Consider the following 20,886-nt stretch of genomic DNA (forward strand, 5'->3'; position numbering starts at 1 on the left):
TTGATTCTATTTGTGTCATAATATAAAAAACAAGTTGTAAAAAACGGACGGGGTGATGCTCTCATGCAAACCATGAAGCTTTCGCAGTTAGTTCTTGTTGTGTCCCCTGAACTTTACGACTTATTGACGGAAACGGAACGGAATGCGAGTATCATGGTTCACGGGAAGCTCTCAGACATTAACAAAGATGATATGAACCGGATTATCGCCCAAACCATTCAGTATCACCATGAATCTTCGGTTTACCATTGAGATAGATTTTCGGAACAAAAAGGGATTCATCCTGTTGTGGATGAATCCCTTTTTGAATGATTGATGACTGCGGTTATTCGATCGGCTCCATCATTTGTTCATAAGCACGGATGCGATCTTTGACTTCCTCCGGGATCGGCCGGCTTTTGCCGGTTTTGGGATCAATATAAACCACCGCACCCCTTCCGGCGGCCGACAGCGTTTTGTTTTCGCCCGTCACCAATGCATATTCGAAATCGGCACTGCTTCGTCCCAAGCGGGAAATACGGACCCCGAGTGAAACTTTCTCCCCGAAATGAACTTGTTTTAAATATTGGCATTCCAAGCTGGCGGTGACAATCACACCTTGTGCAGAGGAGCGCGAGGCATCCAGCAGGCTCTTTGTCAAATCCAGCGCTTCCAGGTAAGCGATCCGTCCGTACTCGAAATAACTGAAATAACTGACATTATTGATGTGCCCGAGTTGGTCCGTATCGGAAAAACGAACTTGGATCGGAGTAAAAAAGCGAAATTTTTCCAGCCATTGTTCCGGCGCCTGGTCCATCCAAGCAATTTTCATCTTCGGTTCCCCCTTGTCCGGAATCCAAAATAAGGAAATGAAAAAAAGATGTGAAAAGGGATGAGGATAATAAATGAGCATTTCTTCATTATAATAAAAATTTGGGTATAAATATATGAAACATTGATAGGATTATGTGAAAAATATTTAAATTAATTGCAGAAATAAAATAGTACTTATGATATACTAAACATGGAATTAATCGGATTATTTTGTTTGTTAGTGAACAAAGTGAACAGATTGATGATGATTGTCATCTTTTCCATGAAATATTCTGCACCGGAAACGGCCAAGACTTTCCCATCATCAAATGGCGGGATGGATATTTTTTGGCATGCGTCAGGGAAGAATTCGGCATTCTTCATGAAAACCCTGGTTTCTCAGCCAGTTTGGCCGGGGTTTGTTTTCTGTCATGAAGTGAATAACGATTCAGTGAGGGTTGATCATAGAACAGATTTCTTGGACTAAGGGGGAAACGAAAGTGGTTGGGCCGATGATTGATGTTGATTTTGTCTGTGAAAATGGAAAAAAAGGACGCTGGCTGGTCACGGGCAGTTACAGGAGAAACCGTTCACGGATCGAAAAAATGATTCAAGACAATCCGCGTGTGGAGGAATATTTGTTGTTGGCGGTTTTGGAAGCCAGAAAAGGCTATTGGAATCGTGCCCAAACCGCCGTGCAAAAGGCGTTGGAACTGGACGGGGATCACGCCGGGGCCAAACTTCTTTTGGCGCAAATTTTGGAAGCCAAAGGAGAACTGCGGGAAGCCGGTGTCATGTATCAGGAATGTTTTCACAGACACCGCCAATTCAGTAAAGGGGCCCGGGAGTATGCCCGTTATTTGATAACCCATACCGATTCGCTGACGCTTGCTCAAAATGTTTTGTTCCACAGTCTGGAATGGAATCCGAAAGACGCGATTGCCCACACGTTGCTGGCTGAAATTTATTTGCTGCGCGGCAAAACGGGACAAGCGTTATTGCACCTCAGATTGGCGGCTCAGTATTATCAGGCGAATCCACTTTATCATCAGCGCAAAGCCAAAGTGTTCATGGAGATGAACCGTTATGACGAAGCGGCCGAGCAATTGAAGCAGGCGCTCCGGATGGACCCCAAAAACAAAATCATCCGCTCCCAGTTTGACATGGTGAAAAAAGCGACGAAAACACCCAAGATTTTCTTCTTTTGGAAAAAGTGGGTAATATGAAAAGCGGTTTAAAATTGAAACAGTTTGAAAACATCTCTCGACATGATATCGACAAAATTCGGGGAGCGTGTTAAAATGTTCGTGTAAGTAAGGTTGACCTTCTTGCTTACGCTACCACGCTTCTTTTAACTCCTTAATCTTGACCCTCTTTCATGTGACCAGGAATCGCCTGGTCTTTTTTCTTTTGTTTTGCATTCGTTATGATGAGAATGACATAAAGAATATACCCTGAAACACACAGGGATGAACACCAAACCGAACGGAAGGATTGAAAAATTCATGACATACCCCCCGCTGTATCTTCAGTTTTTCCGTCATTACCACAACGAAGAGTATTGGGAAGCCCATGAAGTGTTGGAAGAATTGTGGCAAACCCAGCGGCACAATGATTTTTATCACGGGTTGATTCAAATTGCGGCCATCATGCATCAGTTGAAAAGGGGAAAAGTACGCGGAGCCAGAAAGCTGGCTTCCAGTGCCCTCGGTTACCTGAAACCGTTTGTCCCGCAAAAAGACGGCGTGGATGTGGCCGGAGTCGTCCGTTGGTTAAACGAATGTTTGCAAATTCTGCCGGAAGGTGTGGAAAAAATCAGCCGGGAAGAGGTGGACCGGCTGGGCATTTTGCCGTGCAAGTTGCCGGACGAACACGATTTCAACAACAACCGGTAAAAAATGTCGAAAAAAGGCTCGGGGAGTTGTCCGCGGAAACGGACAACTTCTTTGTTTATATAATTATCTTTTATAAATTAAACATAAAATTACTTGTTATTGACTAAATAATTACTAGGTGCGTCTTCATCAACGAAACCGTCAGGAAAGGAGGATGGAGGAGTGAAGGGGAGACGATGGACCGAAGAAGAGGACCGGCTCTTAAAAGAGACCGTGTTGGAAGCCATCCGTCAGGGCGGAACGCAAATCGAAGCCTTTCAAAAAGTGGGGGAAAAGCTGAACCGGACTCCCGGATCCTGCGGGTTTCGCTGGAATGCGGTCGTCAAACAACAAGATCCCCGTTCATTTCATGAGGCAAAGAGAGCACGGGTTGCCAAGCAATTGAGGAAAAACAAAGAAGAGCGATGCTCATCGGTTGATGTGCTGGTCCCAATGCTGAAACAGCTGGAACAAGAAGAAAAGAGCCTGAAAGAAAACCTGAATCAATTAAAGGAAAAGCGGCAAAAGCTCAACAAGCGTTACCGGATATTAAAAGAAGAAAATCGCGGACTGCGTGAAGACCGGGAATCATATCAATGGTATCAGAAAGAAGTGAAAAACAAGTACCGGCATTTGTTGAATCTGTTGTCGGACATGGGGGCCAATCCCGTTTTTTCCGCAACCCTTCCTGCCGAAGATCAATCAGCAGTTCAAACAAAAGCCGAACACAAAAAAGAGTCGTCATCATAAAATAATATGGCCAGATTCCAATGAAAAGAGGTGCAGCGTTTGTCCAGCCGTTCAAAGGAATCGCTTGATCAACAGTTGTCCGATTTGGAAAACCGGTTGGAACAAATTCAGGCACAGGTGAAAGATTTGCTCCGGGAAAACCATAAACTGAAGACGGACTTGAAATTTTTCGAGCTCATGTTGCTGGAAGAATATCATTTGTTGATTCAATTGTTGAACCGGGATCAAAATAAAATCTATATTCAATCCGCCCATGGACAAACGAAACGAAATGAAAATTCGGAATAAACAAAAAGCGCCTTTAAAGAGGCGCTTTTTGTACTTTCATGCTGTCTGGAGAGGGCGGGATTCTTTCTTTGGAAGGCATTCGGTTGATCAGTATTTTCCGCCACCAAAGCATCCGCCGACAAAGACGAAGATGGTGGCAATCACCAAGAGGTAGATCAAAAGCTGTCTCCAGCCGAAACCGCCGTAGCATCCGCTCACTTGAATACCTCCTTTCAAGAAAAGGATTTCGACATCAATGAATTAGCAATATCCGCCTTTTCCAAACCCTGATCCGACAAAGACGAAGATGGTGGCAATGACCAGGAGGAAGATCAAAAGTTGTCTCCAGCCGAAACCGCCGTAGTATCCGCTCATTTGAACACCTCCTTTCAAGGAAGATTCAAAGAATCAGCGGATCAGCAATATCCGCCTCTTCCAAATCCTGATCCGACAAAGACAAAGATCGTGGCGATGACCAAGAGGTAGATCAGAAGTTGTCTCCAGCCGAAACCACCGTAATATTCGCTCATGTAAAATCCTCCTTTATTGGATTTGCTGGTGAATTGGATATTTTTCACCAGTGCTGATTTACTTTATGCTTGGTGTTTTTCTTTTGTAAAGGCGAATATCTTTGCCGGGGAAATTGCCGGAGTCAAAGATGCAGGTTCATGACAAACACAAAGATGACCGGAATGATCAGCAAGAAAAGAAGCAGATTGAGATATGGCGGATTTTGTCGGGATGTTGACAAGGGAAAGGGCATGGCGGTTCTCCTTTCGAAAAGCGGTGTATCACTGATGTTTTTGCTATGAATTTATACAAAATTCCGCCAAAAGGTGTTAGGTGAACATCACGATTTTTGAAGATTGGACGTTTGGAGTGGGTCGCTTTGATAAGCAATTTGAACCAGGGGGGCATATAGTATATGGAGTTGCCTGTAAGGAGGAATGGAAATGACCGGAAAAGGACCATCCATGAAAGACCTTGCCCACATGATCAATGCCATTATGGGAAGATCGGTGCTGTCCGAAAGCAAAATGGAGCAGATCATGGAAGGGGCCAAACGCGCCCATGAGCGGGGCGGAATGGATGCGGTTTTGCAATACCTGATGAAAGTGACCCAGGCCGATGTCGATTTCGGCGAATTGAAAAGGTTCGCCAACCAGGTGCAAAAAAATCCGCAAAAAGGGCTGGACATTTTACAAGGAAAAAGAGGTTTGCCCCGCACAAAAAGATGAATGTTTGCAAAAACACACCCGGTAAAAAACCGGGTGTGTTTGCGTTGGGTTCAAAACCCTTGCAGGGTTGTCCATACTTCCAGTTTTGTTTGGACCTTGCTGATCACTTCATTGGTGAATTCCGTTGTGGTGGCGCTTCCGCCCAGATCGGCGGTTCGCACTCCTTCGCGGACCGTTTCAATCACTGATTCATAGATGGCGCGGGAAGCGGCGCTGGCTTTGGGGTCATCCATATACGTGAACAAAGAGGCGGCAGCCAGGATCATGGCCATGGGATTGGCCACGTTTTTGCCGAACAAAGAAGGTGCGGTGCCATGCGGCGCTTCGGCCATGACCGTTTGGGTGTCAAAGGATTCGTCAAAGCTTATCAAAATCGATTCCGAACCGGCGATGGATCCAAACAATTGGAGAACCATATCACTCAAACAGTCTCCATCACGGTTTAATGCCGGAATGACAAGGGGATCGCCGGAGTTGTTGATGAGAAGGGCATAAGTCGCGTCAATCAATTGGGGCTCGTAACGGACTTCCGGATAGCGCTTGCTCGCTTCGTCCATTTCTTCTTTTAACATTCCTTCATAAACGGGGCTGACGGTGTATTTCGGTCCGCCAAACACTTTGGCGTTCATTTTTTTTGCGTGGCGGAAGGCAAATTCGGCAACGGCACGGCAGGTTTTGCGGTCAATTTGTTCCGTCCGGAAAGCGATTTCATCCAAGCCCTCACCTTCCCGCCATTCTTTGGCGCCGTACGCGTCACCCACCGCCATGCGGATGACGGAAATCGGGGCAAAGGTTCCCGCAACGGGGCGGACTCCCGGAATTCTGCGTCCGGTGCGGATGATCACTTTTCCGTCAATTTCTTTCCGCAAAATGGCATTGGGGCTTCCCACATCCCCTTTTTCTTCCGGGGTGATGGTGGCTGCTTTCAAGCCGAATCCCGTCCGTTTCATCGCCCGTGCCGCTTCATAAACGACTTCGTTGTTCGTTTTTCTCCGGTTTTCCAGGCTCAAGTCAAACGTTTGAAATTCGAGATCCATTCCGATCACATTCGGATCCAAAACCCGCAATGCTTCGTCCAACAGTTCTTGTCCGGTTTGATCCCCTTTCATGACTACGATGGTTTTATGGCTCATGGATTAATCACCTCATTTAAATATTCCGTGTCTATTATACTCTTTCGAACTTTCAATAACTAGCGATAAATATTCTGACAAATTGAAAGGCGGGTGACATTCCTTTAAGTTCCGCCCGGGATTCAGTACAATGGAAGGGAGACAGGAAGAGGGAGAGATGGATTTGCGTCCGAAATATCTGAAATACATAAGTTTTTGTCTGGCGGTTTGTATGGGAGCCGTTACGGCTTGTTCGCCCTCCTCTTCACCCGGATCCGGGGAAAAACCGATGCCTGAGGCTTCCTCGAACTGGGTGGAGGAACAATTGAAAAACATGAGCTTGGAAGAAAAGATCGGGCAAATGTTTATTGTCGGCTTCAAAGGAAAAGGCGGCAACGAACAAGCGCTCACTGTGAATGAACAAGCCAAAACATTGATTGAGGATTACCATGTGGGAGGCATGATTTATTTTGACCGGAATGTGGAAAGTCCAAACCAGGTTGCAAAGCTGAGCAATGATTTGCAAAAACTGGCGCTTTCATCGGAAAGGAAAATTCCGTTGTTCATCACGGTGGATCAGGAAGGGGGAAAAGTGGCCCGGTTTAAGGAAGGGTTTACCGCTTTTCCGGGCAACATGGCTCTCGGAGCCACGCAAAACAAAGAGCTGGCTTACCAGACCGGCAAACAAATGGGCAAAGAGTTGAGAGCCGTCGGTGTCAACTTGAATATGGCTCCGGTGTTGGATGTGAATAACAATCCGGAAAATCCGGTGATCGGTGTGCGTTCGTTTTCCGAAGATCCCGGGCTGACGGCTGAATTGGGAGCGGAATTGATCCGGGGATTTCATGACAGCGGCATCTACACGATTGCCAAGCATTTTCCCGGACACGGGGACACGGCGGTCGATTCTCATGTGGGACTGCCTGAGATTTCACACTCCATGGAACGCTTGAACCAAGTGGAACTGGTTCCCTTTAAAAAAGCCGTTTCGCAAGGGACGGATATGGTGATGAGCACGCATATCATCTTCCCTGCGATTGAAAAGGAGCCGGGGATTCCCGCCACGTTGTCCGAAAAAGTGTTGACGGGGCTGTTGCGAAAACAATTGAATTACGACGGCATCATCATCACCGATGACATGGAGATGGGAGCCATTGCGGAGAATTTCGGTACCCGCGAAGCGGTGGTCCGTGCCATCAAGGCCGGAGCAGACATTGTGTTGGTTTGCCATTCGCTTGAGCGGCAAACCCAATCCATCGAAGCGGTGAAACAAGCCGTCGAAAAAGGGGAAATTGACGAGGCGCGCATTGATGAGTCGGTTCGCCGGATTCTCCGGTTAAAAGCAAAAGACGCTTTTTTGAAACAACCGTATGCCGATGTTGAGAAAGCCACGGAGCTTTCCAACCGGCTCGAAGCGGAAAAAGTGGCCCGGCAAACCGCCGAGCAAGGGGTGACGCTGGTGAAAGATCCGGCACAACACATCCCGTTGAAGCCGGAAAATGCGAAAAAGCTGGCTGTGTTCACCGTGAATAAACCCCAGGCCATAGCGGAGGTTTTAAAACAAAACGGATATGAAGCTGATGTGAATTATGTCGATTCCCTGAAGAAAACGCAAGTTCCGGCTTTGGCGGAGAAGGCCGGGAATGCGGATGCGGCATTGGTCGTGATCAATCAGGTGAAGGAAAATCCGGCATGGATTGACTTGATTCAAACGTTACATGCCAAACGGATCCCGGTCATTGTCTGGGGAATGGATGTCCCCTACGGATTGGATCAATTGCCGGAGGGCGTCACATCCATTGCTTTATATGGATCGTCCCGTCCGCTGTTGGAAGCCGGCGCCAAAATCATGGCCGGACGGATCCAAAGCCAGGGGCGTTTGCCGGTCACCCTGTCGAAACAATATCCGTTCGGCTGGCCGGGACAAGAAAGCGGCAACCAGGGAGGATAAAGGAGGTGCTGACGGAGTGATTCTTGAAATCAGTGTGGCAGTGATGGCAGTGGCAATCGTCGTCCTGGTCATTTTTGCCGTTCGTTTTTTGATCAAAATCACCCAAACCATTGAAACTGTGCAAACCACCTTGAATGAAGTCAAAGGTCAGGTGACGGCCACCATTGACGAAACGCATTTAACGGTCAAAGAAACCAGGGGCTTGGTGGAAGAGGTCCGCAAGAAGACGGAGAAAACCGAATCGTTATTTCATGCGCTGGATGAATGGGGAAAAACCATGGAGCAGATCTCTGTCCGGGTGGATCAGCAAATCAAAGCCCATCAATCCCGGTACGGAAATTTGATCAGTGTCATCGGGACCGGAATTGAACTGGCCAAGCGCTGGAAACAGGATCGAAAAACCGAGCAAAGCAAAGGAGTGAAAATCCGTGGCGAAGTGTAAATACTTTGTTGCAGGAGCTTTTATTGGTGCTGTGGTCGGAGCGGCGGTTGCCGTTTTGACCACCCCGCGCAACGGGAAGGAAATGCGTGAGGAATTGGAAAAAAATCTGGAATTGACCAAGGAAAAAGGAAAGGAATTTTATTATTCCCTCGTCAATGAACCGGTCGATCCCGTTTACAAGGACACGGAAAAAGAAGATTCGTATGAAGGATGGATGGAACTGCCCGCGCCGAAAAAACAGGAAGAAACCAAAGAAGAGCAAAAGACCGGAGAAGTTTCTCCATCATAAAACGATCTGCTTGAGCCAACAAAATCCGTTGTTGGCTCTTTTTTCAAAAGGAAAGAGTCAAAGGAGGCCGTTCCATTGAAACCTTATGTTTTGATTGAAAGCCGGGAGCAAATGGAAGAATTTTTGGCCGGCAATGACAAGTTATTGTTGTTTAAACACAGCACCCGGTGTCCTGTCAGTGCACAAGCGTTTGATGAATTTCAACGGTTTTTAAACACGGATGCAGGCCGGCGGGTGCCGGCGGCGGTCGTCCATGTGATTGAACAACGGGACGTTTCCAACACCGTTTCAGAAAGGTTTGGCATCCGGCATGAATCCCCGCAAGTGATGTGGATCAAAGAAGGAAAAGTGGTTTGGTACACATCCCATTCGAATATCACAGCGGAAAAGATCGGCCGAGCGGTCAGCGAACCCCGTTGATGAGCGGGATCCGGCCGGGAAACCATGTGGCAAGCCCGTTAAAGCCGGATCAATCATCATCCTTCGCCAATTTCAGGGAGGCGCGATCCGGAAATGAGCCGGGAACCGGGCATGCCGGAAGAAACAGCAAAAACCCGTGGATTGCGGGAGCGGGAAGAAACACTCCGGTTTCAAATTAACGGGTGACAATTCAGGCATTTTTCGTTATAATATCAAAAATTATTTTTAGGATGAGTAGAGAGGAGACAGACGAGTGAGTGATCAACTGCAAGCGTTAAGAAAACAACTGGATGAAATCAATTTGAAATTATTGGACTTGTTAAGCGAGCGTGCCCAAATCGCCAAGCAAATTGGCGAAGTGAAGAAAAAACAAGGGATCAACAAGTTTGACCCCGAACGCGAAAAAAACATGCTGAACACCTTGGTGAAACAAAACCCCGGGCCTTTTTCGGATGACACCATCCGCTATCTGTTCAAGCAAATCTTTAAGGCATGTCTGGATTTGCAACAAGACAACCAGAAGAAAGAATTGTTGGTGAGCCGGAAAAGAAAAGAAACGGATACGGTGTTGGATTTTGACGGGGTGACGGTTGGCGGTCCCAAACGGCAAGTGATCGCCGGACCTTGTTCTGTTGAGTCGGAGGAACAGGTTTTTGCCGTGGCCAAAGCTTTGAAAGAACAGGGCGTCAAGTTGATGCGGGGCGGCGCTTTCAAACCCCGGACATCGCCTTACGACTTCCAGGGGTTGGGCGAAGAAGGCTTGAAAATCTTAAGGCAGGCAGCGGATGAATACGGGTTGAAGGTGATCAGCGAAATCGTAAGTCCCGTGGATATTGAAATGGCCGAGCAATATGTGGACGTGATCCAAATCGGCGCGCGCAATATGCAAAACTTTGAGCTTTTGAAAGCGGCCGGCTCGGTCAAAACCCCGGTGTTGTTGAAAAGGGGATTGTCCGCAACAATGGAGGAGTTTTTGTTTGCGGCCGAATATATCGTTTCCCGCGGAAATGATCAGGTGATGTTGTGTGAACGGGGAATCAGGACCTATGAAAAATGGACACGAAACACATTGGATATTTCAGCTGTTCCGATTCTGAAAAATGAATCGCATTTGCCGGTGATTGTGGATGTCACTCACTCTACAGGAAGGCGGGACATTTTGGTTCCCTGTGCCAAAGCGGCTCTTGCTGCGGGGGCAGACGGTGTCATGCTGGAAGTGCACCCCAATCCGGATGTGGCGTTGTCGGATGCCAAACAGCAGATCAACATCCCTCAATTTGAATCGTTTATGGGCGAGCTTAAAAGTTCCGGATTGTTGGAAGGCCAGTTGGTTTCGGCAACATAAGCGGGACGGCGTTAAAAAAGCGGACCGGCTTCACAGTCTGTCCGCTTTTTTTCGTGCAATTTTTTGATATGATGATCATGGTGGAGGAAATGAACCTTTAAAAGACGAGGATGCTGATCAAATATGTCGGACCGGATCACATCCCTTATAATAAAGAAGAACTGTGTTACAGGGGGAGGAACGTTTGTTGGATGTCAGGGAATATTTGGTGAGAGTGGACAGGAATCAGATGAGTCTGGAAGAACTGTTTCATCTGTTGGTGAAAAACTTGTCTGACTGGACGATTGTTTACCAGACGGTGGGATCGGAGAGAAATCCTTTATTGTCCAAGGGGAATCAAAACAGTGACTATATTGCAGCTTTTACGGATCCTGAATCGGCGGGAGTGATCCGGGTGGATCAGCCTCAGCATCTGCAGGTTGTGAGTGAACCGGCGCTGACGTTTTTGCTAAAAGCCTACCGGTCGCAAGCGGACGGGGTGATTCTCAATCCGGGGCAGGATTCGCCTCTGTTTTTGATCAAGCCGCATGTGCAGAAGTTGATTTATGCATATGCGGTTGAACAGTTTAAAGAGATGCCGGGCCCCTGGGTGCCGACCCTGGACGATCAACTGTTATTGGTGGAGTACCAAAAGGGGCAATATTCCGTGGCGGTTTATGTAAGTGAACAAGATGCACAATATGCCACGCAAAGGTCGGGAGGACAGGCCGTACAGCATTCGTGGGAAAAAATTGAAGAGCGTTGCCGTGAATTGGGGGCGGCAGCTCCTTATTTCCATTTTGGTTTGCCGGAGCAGGGGTTGTTATCGCCGGAACATGCAGCAGTGATTTTTTCCGGACGCCGTCAGAAGTTGCCTGAACAAGCCCAAACCGCCGAATTGCCCGAACAGGTGCCGGCGGCCAACCAACTGCCCGAACCACTGCCGCAATCTCCCGAACCTGTCAGCAACCCGTCCCGGGAAACCGCAACTTCGAATCAGGAGCCGGAACGTGTGCAACCCCAACCCGTGAGTCCGGAGCCGGTTCCCCGGAAGCCGGTCGATCCGGATGTGGCGATGGGCTTGAAAAAGTTGGAGAGGGCCACAATTGAAGGACAGGGAATGGGAAACGGCTGGGAAGTTTGCCGGGCGATGGCGGAGTTGCGCAGAATTTGGGTTGTGGTGGATCCGGACGGAAATATGGTGATTTTGGCCGGACAGGATCAAAGCCCGATTGTGGACTTTTTCACTTCAGCTGAACACGCCGAGCGCTTGATCCAAGAAGCCCGTGAAAAAAACCCGAACTTGCCGCCCATGGTTCCAAGATTGATTTCGACGAAAAAGCTGTACCGGGCTCTGGCGCCACGCCAGCCGATTGTCTGGATCAACCGGGGATCCCCGGAAGCATGGACCAGTATTATGGGAGACACCTTGCCATATGTGCTACAATTAATGTCACAGCTTCAGGATGGAAAGAAGTAACCTGGTAAAAACTAAAAAATGCATAAGAAGAGATGGTTTTTGAAAAAAATTAGAAAATGGATGTGGAGTAGTATGGGTAAGAAAAAAGAGACAATCACGATTTATGACGTTGCTCATGAAGCGGGCGTTTCCATGGCGACCGTATCCCGTGTTGTCAATGGAAACCCCAATGTCAAACCGGCAACCAGAAAGAAAGTGTTGGATGTCATCCGCCGGCTCGGGTATCGGCCCAATGCGGTGGCGCGCGGGCTGGCAAGCAAAAGAACCACCACCGTCGGTGTGGTGATCCCGGATATTTCCAACGCTTTTTATGCCGAACTGACCCGGGGCATCGAAGATATTGCCACGATGTATCATTACAACATTATTTTGAGCAATTCGGATTTGCAAAAGGACAGGGAATTGCAGTTAATTGAAACACTGCTGGAAAAACAAGTCGACGGCCTGCTGTTTTTGGGCGGGGAAATCACCGAAGCACACCGGGAAATTTTCTCGGCCACACCGGTGCCCGTTGTCCTTGCGGCGAGCCGCGATGAGAAAAAAGAACTGCCATATGTCACGATTGACCAGATTCAGGCATCCAAAGAGGCAACCCTGATCCTGGGGCATGAGGGACATCAACATGTCGGGTTCATCGGCGGCCCGCTGACGGATTCGGTCAACGGCTATCCGCGTTATCTCGGTTACAAAGAAGCATTGAAAGAGATGGATATCGCTTTTGAGGAAGAACTGATCCGTTTGGGGGATTATCGCTACCGTTCCGGTTACAAAGCGATGAAAGAACTCTTGGAAAACCGTCCGGAAATCACCGCTGTCTTTGCCGCCAGCGATGAAATGGCCGTGGGTGCCCTTCATGCGGCATTGGATATGGGGCGTGACGTTCCGAAAGATTTATCGGTCATCGGTTTTGAAAACATTCCGCTGGCTTCCCAAGTCCGCCCGCTTTTAAGTAGCGTCGGGGTTCCGATGTATGACATCGGTGCGGTGGCCATGCGGTTGCTTACGAAATACATGAATGAAGAGCAAGTGGAGACCGGTCAGGTTTATTTGCCGTATGACATTCAATTGCGGGAATCCACCCGGTTAAAAGAGTGGGAAGAAGAAAAAGAATAAGCGAGGAGAAACGGATGAAAAAAAAGATTGGAATTATCGGGGCAATGGACGAAGAAATTGCCTCTCTGCTCCGTTTGATGGCGGATGTACGGTCTCATACCCATTATCAAATCACTTATTATGAAGGCCGGCTCGAGGGCACCTCCGTGGTGCTTTGTAAATCGGGCGTCGGCAAAGTGAACGCCGCTTTGTGCACGCAGGTGTTGATTGATCGTTTTCAAGTGCAGGCGATCGTGTTTACCGGCGTGGCCGGAGCTTTGGACCCCAAGTTGGAAATCGGGGATATTGTCGTTTCCACCGAATGCCAGGAGCATGATGTGGATGCCAGTGCGTTGGGATTTGCCAAAGGAACCATTCCCTTTCAGGAAGTGTCGGTATACCCGGCCGATCCCGGATGGATCGAATGGGCGGTCAAAGCCGGGGAAACGCTGGAAGGGGTTCAAGTCGTACAAGGTAAAGTTTTGTCCGGTGACCAATTTATTTCTGATCTTGGAAAAGTCAAGGAATTGCGGGAACAGATGGAAGGAACTTGTGTGGAAATGGAAGGTGCGGCGGTCGCCCATGTCGCCCATCTGGCCGGCATACCCTATGTGGTGATCCGTTCCATGTCCGACCGGGCAGACCATTCGGCCAATGTGAATTTCGCGGAGTTTACGCAGTTGGCGGCCAAGCGCTCCAGTGAAATGGTTTGCCGCATGCTTTCCTTGCGCAACGGGAACCGGTCATGAAAAACGCCAGCCTGAAAAGGCGAGGCGTTTTTTTCATGAATCTGACAGTGTAAAAAAGGAGGGCATGAGAGAGAATAATCGTAGAGCAAAGGAGGGATGTGAAAGATGGCACGCGATGTATTGTGCGAAGTGAAAAACTGCACCTACTGGCAACAAGGAAACTTGTGCAGTGCCGAGGAAATTTATGTTGTGAGCCACAAAGGGGAAGAAGCGGAAGACACCAAAGAAACCGACTGCAAAACATTTAAACCTGCACACTGATGTAAGGGGAAGAAGAGTTTTTACTCTTCTTCTTTTGTGTCTAAAATTTGAATTTGATTCGAATTATGTTATAATACTGAAAAGTGAAACCTTTATTTTAAAGGGGGCATCTCTTCTTATGAGACATGATGAGACCATTGCAGTGAAAACAACAGGGAATAATCTGCAAGATTATGAAAACACTTACAAGAGCTTTCGCTGGGAAGAAGTGGAACAGCAGTTCACGTGGGCCAAAACGGGAAAAGTCAACGCAGCTTATGAAGCAATTGACCGCCATGTCGATGAGGGGAAAAAAGACAAAATCGCCTTGTATTATAGTGATGCCAAGCGGGACGAGAAATATACCTTTGACGAGTTGAAGCAAAAGTCGAACCAATTTGGCAATGTCCTGAGAAAGCTGGGCGTTGTAAAGGGTGATCGCGTTTTTATTTTTATGCCCCGGACCCCCGAACTTTACGTCAGTTTTTTGGGAATTATCAAAATTGGTGCAATTGCAGGCCCTTTGTTTGAAGCATTCATGGAAGATGCGGTGAAAGACCGCCTGCTAGACAGCGAAGCGGTGGCTCTGGTGACAACGAAAAGTCTTTTGGAACGTGTGCCGAGAGAAGAGTTGCCAAATTTAAAATATGTGATCCTGGTCGATGGGGAAGAAAACACCGCCGAGGGTGTGTATTCCTTTGAAAAAGAGATGTCGCAGGCATCGACGGAATTGGAAATGGAATGGGTTGATCGGGAAGATCCCATGCTGATGCATTATACTTCCGGGTCCACAGGAAAGCCCAAAGGGGTTCTCCATGTGCATAATGCCATGATTCAGCATTATCAAACCGGGAAGTGGGTTCTCGATCTGCAGGAAAATGACATTTATTGGTGCACAGCGGATCCGGGTTGGGTGACCGGAACTTGTTACGGGATTTTTGCTCCCTGGTTGAACGGAGTGACCAATGTGATTCGCGGAGGACGGTTTTCGCCGGATGACTGGTACCAAACTCTTGAAAAATATAAAGTAACGGTTTGGTACAGCGCGCCGACCGCCTTCAGGATGTTGATGGGAGCTGGGGAAGAAGTGGTCAAACGGTATGATCTTTCTTCAGTCCGGCATATCCTGAGCGTGGGGGAACCGCTCAATCCGGAAGTGGTTCGCTGGGGCTTAAAAGTATATAACAAACGCATCCATGACAATTGGTGGATGACGGAAACCGGCGGGATTCTGATTGCTAACTTCCCGCAAATGGAGATCAAACCCGGGTCCATGGGAAAACCGATCCCGGGGGTGAAAGCGGCTATTTTGGATGACGACGGAAATGAGTTGCCGCCTTATCAGATGGGGAATCTCTCCATCAAAACACCATGGCCGTCCATGATGAGGCAGATTTGGAAAAACCCCGAAAAATACAATGAATATTTCAAAATTCCCGGCTGGTATACATCGGGAGACACGGCATACAAGGACGAGGAAGGTTATTTCTGGTTCCAAGGCCGTCTGGATGATGTGATCAATACCTCCGGGGAACGCGTAGGCCCGTTTGAAGTGGAAAGCAAACTGGTCGAGCATCCGGCGGTGGCGGAAGCGGGGGTCATCGGGAAACCGGATCCGGTGCGGGGACAAATTATCAAAGCTTTCATCTCGCTTCGTGACGGCTATGAACCTTCCGATGAGTTAAAAGAAGAGATCCGTTTGTTTGTGAAAAAGGGATTGGCGGCTCATGCCGCACCGCGGGAAATTGAATTTAAAGACAAATTGCCCAAGACCCGCAGCGGGAAAATCATGCGCCGCGTCTTAAAAGCTTGGGAACTGGGGTTGCCGACCGGTGATTTGTCCACCATGGAAGATTAATCGATAAAAAAAAGACGCCACTTTCAGGTGGCGTCTTTTTCTTTTTCCGGTGCGAAATAACGCAGGAACGTATTGGCTTGTTGCGGTTGCTCCGCTCCCGGTTGGGGCTGTGCCGGCTGCTGCGGTTGTTGCGGAGGTGCCGGTTGCTGTCCCGGGTTATCCGGTTGTTGACCGGGTTGCGCCGGGTTGTTCCCCGGTTGTGCCGGCTGTTGCGGTTGTTGCGGGACCTTATGACATTCAAAGCATTGGTCCTTTACTTGTCCGCCCGGATTTTCAAACTGGCTTCCTTGTTTGATCAGATCCGGACTTGCTTGCTGAGCCGCTTTAAAGATTTTGACCCATGCAATTTTGGAAAGATCTTTGTCGGCCGGACGGTTTGCATCCGAATAACCGGACCAGACCCCGAGGGAAATTTCCGGAGTATAGCCAATGAACCACAGGTCAAAATAATTGGATGTCGTTCCGGTCTTACCGGCAATGGTGAACCCTGGCAGGCTGGAGCCGATATAGCGACCGGTTCCATCCGTCACCACTTTTTGCAGCATTTTGGTTAATTCATAGGAAACGGACGGTTTCAAAATGGTTTTTGGCTGATGGTGTTTTTCAAACTCGTAAATCACATCCCCATTGGAATCGACGATTTTTTGGATCAAATGGGGTTTGTTATGTTTTCCGTTATTGGCAATCATGGCAAAGCCGGCTGTCATCTCGGCAACGGTGTACCCTGCACGCATGCCTCCCAACGCGGAAGCTTCACCATCGTATTTGGTGGGCGGCATGTCCATCTTGCGTAAGTATTTAAAGCCTTTTTTGATTCCCAGTTCGCGGAAAATTTTCACGGCCGGAATGTTGAGCGAGTTTTGCAAGGCAACCGTGGCCGTCACGGGACCGGAATATTTTCCGTTCGCATTGACGTAGTTGTCAGAGCTTCCTGCTTTTTTGATCGGTTCGTCAATAATGATGGAGTTGGGTGAAATGATTCCTTCATTCATGGCCGGACCGTATACCAGCAACGGTTTGATGGTGGATCCCGGCTGGTTGGTTGCGTTCAGTGCATAGTTGATGTTCGATTTCTCAAAACTGGTGCCACCAACAAAAGCCAGAATGGCTCCGGTTTTGTTGTCGATAATGGTTGCACCGATTTGTTCGCTGTGGCCGTTTTTTGAAGGAATGTGCATTTTGGAAACAGCGTCGTTCACTGCATTGTACATGTTTTTGTCAATCGTTGTGTAAATTTTGTATCCGCCTTGACGAACTTGATCGATGTAGTTTTTATCCGACTGAACTTTATTGCCTTTTTTCCGATCCAGTTCTTTTAACACTTGTGCGGCTTCCCGTTCAACGGAAGTGATGATGTACGGATATTCTGCGTATGCATTTGGAAAATCCGATGACTTGGCAAGATGGGCTTTGATGTCGTATTTGACGGCTTGATTGTATTCCGCTTGCGAGATTTTGCCGGTTTCAAGCATTTTCCCCAATACATATTTCATCCGTTTTAACCCTTTTTGGAAATGCTTGTTTTGCTCTTGTTCGGTGTTTCCAAAAAAGGGATTGTAGTCGTAGGGGCGTTGCACCATTCCTGCCAGATAAGCCGCTTCTGCAATGGACAATTCTTTGATGTCTTTATTAAAAAGCCCGCGTGCGGCGGAGGCAAAACCAACCATCCGGGTGCCGTGAGCACCGGGGCCGAATTCAACACTATTTAAATATTTTACAAAAATCTCATCTTTGTTGTAAAACCGTTCCAAACGCACGGCATTGATGATTTCCAAGACTTTGCGCTCATACGTTTTTTTGGTGTTGTCCAAAATCTCATTTTTCACCAATTGCTGGGTAAGCGTACTTCCCCCGGTTTCCACGCCGCTGTTGCTGATTTGCTGCCAGACAGCGCGTAAAATCGAGCGGGGGACAATCCCGTTATGATCGTAGAAATCCCTGTCTTCAGTGGCGATCAGGGCATCCACAACATACGGGCTCACTTCATCCATGTTTTTGATCAGTTTCCGGTCCGTTTGTGCGATCATGCGCCCGATCGGCTCTTCTGAACGGAAATAAGCGTAACTGGTTTGCGACCAACCGGTCAATTCTTTTTCGTAAGACTCTTTGGTCCGGATCGTTTCATTTTTGGCAAAAGCAGAAACAACGCCTGCTCCGGCCCCGAATATTCCTACAGAGAGAATCAGGATGACTGATAAACAGCCGAGTAAAATACGCTTGATCTTGTTGTTCATTTTTCTTCTTTCCCCACTTTTTGTTCGCTCTCGTCGGGATGGTTAGATGGTTTCATGATGATGCATCAATCCCCTCCCTCCATGTTGACGAGACCTATTATAACATAGAGCATGATCTTGCTAGTCATATATAATTTTTGACAATATTTTCATGGATTTTTGACTGAAAAAATCCCCTGATCTTTTTTAAAAGATCAGGGGATTTTCGAAACAGAGTGTTCAGTTTTCATTCCTTTGTCCCGGTGGGCGTCCGGGATGATCGGGCTGGTTTCCGTCCTGATGATCCGGTTCCCTCCCGGGATCATCGGGAGGATTGGGATCGTCTCCGCCGCCGCCATCCGACGGTTCGTCATCCGGCGGACGGACGATGTCGGGCGGCTTCGTGCCATCATCCGGATTTCCTTGTGAAGGATCATCCGTCGGTTTGCCGGTTGTCGGATCTTTTTGTTTGTCTTTTTTTTCTTTGTCTTCCTGATGTTTGTTAATGCGGTCGCATTCCAGGCACGAAACGCCGTGGAAAAGTCCGCCGGGGTTTTCAAAGCGCGCATTTTTGTCAAAGTATTGAGGCGCTGCTTTTTGAGCGGCTTTAAAAATATTGACCCAGGCTTGTTTGGAGAATTTGTCATTATGGCTCATCGGGAAGTTGTAATCGTATCCGCTCCAAACCCCCAGGGTGATTTGCGGAGTGTAACCGATAAACCAGAGGTCCCGGTCGTCGGAAGTGGTTCCGGTTTTTCCGGCAATGTCAAAGCCGTTTATGCGGCTTCCGATATATACACCGGTTCCTCCTTTGACGACTTCGCGAAGCATGTCCGTCACTTGATAGGCGGTTTGCGGTGAGAAGACCGTTTCCGGTTTGTTTTCGTGTTCATAGATGACTTCCCCGTCCGCATTGGTGATTTTTTCCACCATGTAGGGATCATTGTATTTCCCTTGGTTTCCAAACGTGGCATAAGCCGCTGTCATTCTGGCCACGGAATAACCTTTGGTCTGTCCCCCGATGGCGGCCGATTCCCCGTCGTTTGGATGCGGCGGGATTTTCAGCTTGCGCAGATACTCGAAGCCGGTGTCATGGCCCAAGTGGTTGAACACTTTGATGGCCGGAATGTTGTAGGACCATTTTAAAGCTTCCCGGACGGTCACCGGTCCGTGATATTTTTGGTTCGCGTTTTGATAATAGCCGGAACCGTCTCCCCGGGCCAGTTTTTCATCCAGAACTTTGGTGTCGGGGGAAACCACTTTTTGTTCAATGGCCGGTCCGTAAACGATTAACGGCTTGATGGAGGAGCCGGGTTGGTTTAAAGCGTCAAAAGCATGGTCTTTTTGATTGCCCTCGCGATCGGACGAGGAGACAAAGGAAAGAACAGCTCCCGTGCGGTTGTCCATGAGGACCGCGCCCAATTGTTCATGGTCTTCAAACTCACCGTATTTGCGCGTGTGGAAGGTGAGATGTTTGGTGGCTTCCTTGTTGACGGCATCATACATGTTTTTGTCGATGGTGCTGTACACATGGTATCCCTGTGTCCGGATCCGCTCGATGTATTTTTGCAAGGTGACGCGGTATTTGCCTTCCTGGCTCAGTTTTTCGATATCCAGGCCGTCTTTTTTCATCAGGATTTCGGCCGCTTCTTTTTCAAGCGCATACATGATAAACGGATAATTGGCATAGCCGTTGGCGTCCGGATTGGGTTTGGCCAGGGAACCCTTGATGTCAAACTTCAACGCTTCCTGATATTGTTCTTCCGTGATCTTTTCGTTCTCCAGCATTTCCGACAGCACCAGTCTCATCCGGTCCAAACCGCGGCGGAGATTATCCGACTCGCCGAATGGATTGTATGCATTCGGTCGTTGAACCATCCCGGCAAGATAGGCGGACTGGGCGAGGTTCAGGTCTTTGACATCCACGCCGAAAATGCCGTTGGCTGCAGCCTGTACACCGTACAGGTTTTGATTGTTGGCTCCTTTGCCGAAATAGACGCTGTTCATGTAATAAACGAGAATCTGGTCTTTCTCCAACAAGGAGTCAAGCCGGATGGACAAAACGATTTCTTTGGATTTTCGCGCCAGGTCTTTTTCGAAATTCTCCAAGATGACCCGCCGCACCAATTGCTGGGTGATCGTGCTTCCGCCGGTGGTCACGTCCGCATGGGTGATCTGCTGGTAAGCCGCCCGCAGGATCGAACGGGGAACAATCCCGTGATGTTTGTAAAAATCGCGGTCTTCGACGGATATAAAAGCATCGATCAGGTAAGGGCTGACATCGTTTACCGACTTGATGAGTTTCCGTACATCCCCTTCATTCCGGAAGGCTCCGATGCGAATGGGATTTCCGTTGTCATCTTTGTTGGCGAAATAGGCATAACTGTTTTCAAACAAGCTGTTTAATGCTTTTTCAAAATCTTCTTTATCTCTCACCGGTTCATCTTTCACCATGGCGGATACAATGCCCGCACCAGTGCCGACCGCAAAAAAAGCGGCGATCAGCACGAAAGCAACAAGCCCGTAAAGGACAGGTTTCACCGTGTTGATCACCGGTTGATGCTTTCGTTTTTTTGTAAATCGGGCTGATCTACTTTTCATTCACTTGATACCCTCCTCATTCTAGGGTAATATTATAGCATAATCTGGTTATTATAACGTGTAAAAAGCTGTGAACAAGCGAGTAGTCGCCAGACCATTCCTTTCAGAGAGCCGGTGGTTGCTGTGAACCGGCAGGAACCTGGCGGTGAATTACACTTGGGAGCTTGCGTGTCATGCGCACGGACGACAGGGTC

Annotated in this window: 21 protein-coding genes and 1 other annotated feature (1 of these 22 cut by a window edge); of the genes, 17 read left to right on the forward strand and 4 right to left on the reverse strand. The window is 48.3% G+C overall.

The genetic code is table 11. From position 1 onward, the window contains the following. Positions 1–63 precede the first annotated feature (63 nt). Entirely contained in the window at positions 64–252 is a 189-nt protein-coding gene (locus tag I8U21_RS00370) for a hypothetical protein (protein WP_037995676.1), read from the forward strand. Between the two features lie 73 nt (positions 253–325). Here the strand turns inward: I8U21_RS00370 and I8U21_RS00375 are convergent, their stop codons facing one another. Next, positions 326–811 carry an acyl-CoA thioesterase gene (locus I8U21_RS00375; protein WP_181731144.1) on the reverse strand — a complete coding sequence of 162 codons (486 nt, stop codon included), beginning with the start codon at positions 809–811 and terminating at the stop codon, positions 326–328. Positions 812–1,054: 243 nt separating this feature from the next. On the opposite strand from I8U21_RS00375, the gene I8U21_RS00380 reads away from it, so the two are divergent. The 6 genes from I8U21_RS00380 (at position 1,055) to I8U21_RS00405 (ending at position 4,921) form a co-directional block, all read left to right on the forward strand. Further along, positions 1,055–1,279, forward strand: coding sequence for a hypothetical protein (locus tag I8U21_RS00380; RefSeq protein WP_181731143.1), 225 nt, complete (start codon positions 1,055–1,057; stop codon positions 1,277–1,279). Positions 1,280–1,292: 13 nt separating this feature from the next. Next, the gene (locus I8U21_RS00385) at positions 1,293–2,018 is read left to right on the forward strand and encodes a tetratricopeptide repeat protein (RefSeq protein WP_181731142.1); all 726 of its coding nucleotides are present in this window, start codon (positions 1,293–1,295) and stop codon (positions 2,016–2,018) included. 279 nt (positions 2,019–2,297) lie between these two features. Further along, positions 2,298–2,687 (forward strand): DUF309 domain-containing protein, encoded by a 390-nt coding sequence (locus tag I8U21_RS00390; RefSeq protein WP_181731141.1) that lies wholly within the window; start codon positions 2,298–2,300, stop codon positions 2,685–2,687. A 162-nt stretch (positions 2,688–2,849) separates the two neighbouring features. After that, a complete protein-coding gene (locus tag I8U21_RS00395) occupies positions 2,850–3,416 on the forward strand; it encodes a Myb-like DNA-binding domain-containing protein (protein WP_181731140.1) in 567 nt (188 codons plus the stop codon). Positions 3,417–3,455: 39 nt separating this feature from the next. Beyond that, a complete protein-coding gene (locus I8U21_RS00400) occupies positions 3,456–3,704 on the forward strand; it encodes a hypothetical protein (RefSeq protein WP_181731139.1) in 249 nt (82 codons plus the stop codon). Positions 3,705–4,636: 932 nt separating this feature from the next. Further along, positions 4,637–4,921 carry a hypothetical protein gene (locus I8U21_RS00405; protein WP_181731138.1) on the forward strand — a complete coding sequence of 95 codons (285 nt, stop codon included), beginning with the start codon at positions 4,637–4,639 and terminating at the stop codon, positions 4,919–4,921. Between the two features lie 50 nt (positions 4,922–4,971). Here the strand turns inward: I8U21_RS00405 and I8U21_RS00410 are convergent, their stop codons facing one another. Continuing rightward, positions 4,972–6,054 (reverse strand): isocitrate/isopropylmalate family dehydrogenase, encoded by a 1,083-nt coding sequence (locus tag I8U21_RS00410; RefSeq protein WP_181731137.1) that lies wholly within the window; start codon positions 6,052–6,054, stop codon positions 4,972–4,974. Positions 6,055–6,184: 130 nt separating this feature from the next. Here I8U21_RS00410 and nagZ point away from each other — a divergent pair, with 130 nt between their 5' ends. From nagZ to acsA, 10 genes are all read left to right on the forward strand, one after another. Next, the gene (gene nagZ / locus I8U21_RS00415; RefSeq protein ID WP_198053030.1) at positions 6,185–7,984 is read left to right on the forward strand and encodes a beta-N-acetylhexosaminidase; all 1,800 of its coding nucleotides are present in this window, start codon (positions 6,185–6,187) and stop codon (positions 7,982–7,984) included. 16 nt (positions 7,985–8,000) lie between these two features. Beyond that, entirely contained in the window at positions 8,001–8,426 is a 426-nt protein-coding gene (locus I8U21_RS00420) for a DUF948 domain-containing protein (RefSeq protein WP_198053031.1), read from the forward strand. Next, a complete protein-coding gene (locus tag I8U21_RS00425; protein WP_181731134.1) occupies positions 8,413–8,715 on the forward strand; it encodes a YtxH domain-containing protein in 303 nt (100 codons plus the stop codon). Before I8U21_RS00420 ends, I8U21_RS00425 begins: the two co-directional genes overlap by 14 nt. A gap of 75 nt (positions 8,716–8,790) precedes the next feature. Beyond that, on the forward strand, positions 8,791–9,135 hold the full coding sequence (ytxJ, locus tag I8U21_RS00430; RefSeq protein WP_181731133.1) for a bacillithiol system redox-active protein YtxJ: 345 nt from the start codon (positions 8,791–8,793) through the stop codon (positions 9,133–9,135). Between the two features lie 253 nt (positions 9,136–9,388). Further along, a complete protein-coding gene (locus I8U21_RS00435; protein WP_181731132.1) occupies positions 9,389–10,480 on the forward strand; it encodes a bifunctional 3-deoxy-7-phosphoheptulonate synthase/chorismate mutase in 1,092 nt (363 codons plus the stop codon). A gap of 187 nt (positions 10,481–10,667) precedes the next feature. Next, the gene (locus I8U21_RS00440) at positions 10,668–11,939 is read left to right on the forward strand and encodes a hypothetical protein (protein ID WP_181731131.1); all 1,272 of its coding nucleotides are present in this window, start codon (positions 10,668–10,670) and stop codon (positions 11,937–11,939) included. 72 nt (positions 11,940–12,011) lie between these two features. After that, positions 12,012–13,052 (forward strand): catabolite control protein A, encoded by a 1,041-nt coding sequence (ccpA, locus tag I8U21_RS00445; RefSeq protein ID WP_181731130.1) that lies wholly within the window; start codon positions 12,012–12,014, stop codon positions 13,050–13,052. Between the two features lie 14 nt (positions 13,053–13,066). Further along, positions 13,067–13,780: a 5'-methylthioadenosine/adenosylhomocysteine nucleosidase gene (locus I8U21_RS00450; protein WP_181731129.1), complete on the forward strand. Its 714-nt coding sequence runs from the start codon at positions 13,067–13,069 to the stop codon at positions 13,778–13,780. 105 nt (positions 13,781–13,885) lie between these two features. Continuing rightward, on the forward strand, positions 13,886–14,041 hold the full coding sequence (locus I8U21_RS00455) for a DUF1540 domain-containing protein (protein ID WP_181731128.1): 156 nt from the start codon (positions 13,886–13,888) through the stop codon (positions 14,039–14,041). Between the two features lie 118 nt (positions 14,042–14,159). Then, positions 14,160–15,878 carry an acetate--CoA ligase gene (gene acsA, locus I8U21_RS00460; RefSeq protein WP_198053032.1) on the forward strand — a complete coding sequence of 573 codons (1,719 nt, stop codon included), beginning with the start codon at positions 14,160–14,162 and terminating at the stop codon, positions 15,876–15,878. A 23-nt stretch (positions 15,879–15,901) separates the two neighbouring features. Here acsA and I8U21_RS00465 read toward each other — a convergent pair whose 3' ends face one another. Further along, positions 15,902–18,112, reverse strand: a complete 2,211-nt coding sequence (locus tag I8U21_RS00465; protein WP_181731127.1) for a transglycosylase domain-containing protein — start codon at positions 18,110–18,112, stop codon at positions 15,902–15,904. Between the two features lie 219 nt (positions 18,113–18,331). Next, positions 18,332–20,692 (reverse strand): transglycosylase domain-containing protein, encoded by a 2,361-nt coding sequence (locus I8U21_RS00470; RefSeq protein WP_198053033.1) that lies wholly within the window; start codon positions 20,690–20,692, stop codon positions 18,332–18,334. Positions 20,693–20,753: 61 nt separating this feature from the next. After that, positions 20,754–20,886: a binding site (T-box leader), on the forward strand; it runs 73 nt beyond the window's last position.

The sequence above is a fragment of the Thermoactinomyces sp. CICC 23799 genome, from assembly GCF_016055145.1.
GTDB classification, from domain to species: domain Bacteria; phylum Bacillota; class Bacilli; order Thermoactinomycetales; family Thermoactinomycetaceae; genus Thermoactinomyces; species Thermoactinomyces intermedius.